2 protein-coding genes are annotated in these 2,416 nt (G+C 63.9%); one reads left to right on the forward strand and one right to left on the reverse strand.

Annotated features, from left to right (window positions below):
* On the forward strand, positions 1–1,925 hold a 1,925-nt coding region (locus VEK15_15925; protein HXV62189.1), incomplete at its 5' end, for an ADOP family duplicated permease.
* 9 nt (positions 1,926–1,934) lie between these two features.
* On the opposite strand, the gene VEK15_15930 is transcribed toward VEK15_15925, so the two are convergent.
* On the reverse strand, positions 1,935–2,416 hold a 482-nt coding region (locus VEK15_15930), incomplete at its 5' end, for a hypothetical protein (protein HXV62190.1).

The following is a 2,416-nucleotide window of genomic DNA, read 5'->3' on the forward strand; positions in this document are numbered from 1 at the left end:
GCCGGCACCTTCAGCTCAACGGGCGCACGCACGCCGTCGTCGGCGTCCTTCCAGCAGGGTTCGCGTTTCCCACCACGGGCGTCGAGCTCTACGTGCCCGCGGCTTTCAGCGAGATGGAGCTTTCGAGTCCCGCCGGACACTTTCTCGACGGTGCCGTTGGTCGTCTCGCTCCAGGTGTCTCCGCCGACGCCGCCACGGCCGAAGCCGATGGCATCCTGCGCCGGGCGGTCGAGTCTTTCGCCGACCACCGCGGAGTCCACGGAGCCACCGCATCTCCCCTCCAAGGGTTCTTCTTGAAGGACTACCACTCCGCGCTCTTGGTTCTCGTTGCCTCCGTTGGATTCGTGCTGCTGATCGCCTGCGCCAACGTCGCAAACCTATTATTGGTGAGAGCCGCCGAGCGTCGCCGCGAGATCGCGGTGCGGGCCGCGCTCGGTGCGGCTCGCGCGCGTCTCGTACGACAGCTTCTGACCGAGAGCACCCTCCTTTCTCTCCTGGGCGGAGCCTGGGGACTTCTCGTCGCTCTATGGGGCGTCGACCTCGTGGTTCGCTTGAGCCCCAGAGATGTTCCTCGGATCGAGTCGGTTGCCGTGGACTGGGCGGTGTTCGCGTTCGCCTCGGCGATTTCATTGGGTGCCGGTCTTCTGTTCGGTGTCGTTCCCGCGCTCGAGGCCTCCCGGTCTCGCGTCGAGCGATCGCTGCACGAAACCACCCGGGGAGAAGCCTCCGGCTCTCGGGACTCCCGTTCGAGAAACTTCCTCGTCAGCTTGGAGGTTGCGCTCGCGCTCGTGCTCCTCGTGGGCGCGGGCCTCAGCCTCCGGAGTTTCTGGATCCTCGGTAAGGAAAGCCCCGGCTTCGAGCCCGATCACGTGCTGACCGCACGGCTGGTTCTGCCCGACACGAAGTATCCGGAGGGTGCGGCACAGGTCGATTTCGGGAAAAGACTTCTCGAGGAGGTCCGGGCGCTTCCTGGAGTGCGCTCCGCAAGCCTCATTGCTCCCATGCCGCTCACTTCGGTCGGCTTCGGACTCACGATCCAGATTCCAGATCGCGAGCCGCCGGCCGATGGGCAGCCACTTTCCTCGAACTGGCGGGCGGTGACGCCGGGCTACTTCTCGACCATGGGAATCCCCCTCCTCGCGGGACGCGACATCGAGGAAAGCGACATGGACCTTTCGGAGCACGATGGCCGATCGGTCCTGGTCGTCAACGAAACCTTTGCGCGCAACGTATTCCCCGGCGAAGACCCGCTGGGGAAGTCGGTGCGCATCGGTTATGACGATCTCTTGTGCGAGATCGTTGGAGTCGTGGGAGATGTTCGCCACGAGGATCTCGCCACGGCTTCCGGAGAAGAAATGTATACGCCGTTTTGGGCGACGCCCCTTCCCGAGATGAACCTCGCTCTGGCGGCTTCCTCCGATCCGGAGTCGCTGACGGCGTCGCTGCGCGAGGCGGTACGGAGGGTCGACCCCGAGCAGCCGGTTTTCGGAATCCACGCCATGCGCGATCTGGTGCGGGCGTCCGTCGCTTCCCGTCGTTTCGTCATGACGCTTCTCCTTGCGTTCGCACTTACCGCGCTTCTCCTAGCGGCTCTCGGTATCTATTCGGTCGTGTCTTATGGTGTCGTCCAAAGAACCCGAGAGATCGGAGTGCGGGTTGCTCTCGGCGCAAGCGGCCCCGGGATCCTGAGGCTCGTTCTGGAACAAGGCCTGGCCATGGCGGGAACCGGAGCCCTCCTGGGTCTTGCCAGCGCTTTCCTCCTGAGCCGGTTTCTCGAGAGCCAACTGTACGGAGTCTCCGCTACCGACTTCGGCACCTATGCCGTGGTGTCGGGAGGTCTCGTACTCGTCGCTCTCGGCGCGACTGCTTTCCCCGCCATCAGGGCCTCCCGCGTCGACCCCATCATCGCGTTGCGCCACGAGTGAGATATCGGTTCATTGGTTCTCAACCAGCGGAAGTACTCGGGAAACGAGCTCGTTCAGGAACGCATCGGATTCCATGAACACCGCGAAATGACCGCCCTCTATCGTGACGAACGCTTTTTGCGGCGCGCGTATCGAGCTCACAAACGTGTTCGCGAGGCTCGTCGGTGTGGTGAAATCCTCGGCGCCCTGGATCACGAAGACCGGCAGGGCGAAATCACCGGCGAGTGCGGACGAATCGAGCGCACTGGTTTCGGGAACCAGACGTTCGGCGCTAAGGCCTTGCCCCTCGAACCAGTCGTTGATATCGCGAAGCGTGTAGCCGGGGGCGCCGAGCGCGAGACCGAGCATGGAAGGGATGAAGACGTCCGCGCCTTCGAACCGGTTCGACCACTTTCGTTGGACGGCGTACCCCCGGCCGTCCGAGTACGGAGGAGGACCCACTTCTCGAAGCTCGTGACCTAATTCGTCATTCCACTCGGCCATCCGCCTCG

It is taken from the genome of Vicinamibacteria bacterium, from assembly GCA_035620555.1.
GTDB lineage: Bacteria > Acidobacteriota > Vicinamibacteria > Marinacidobacterales > SMYC01 > DASPGQ01.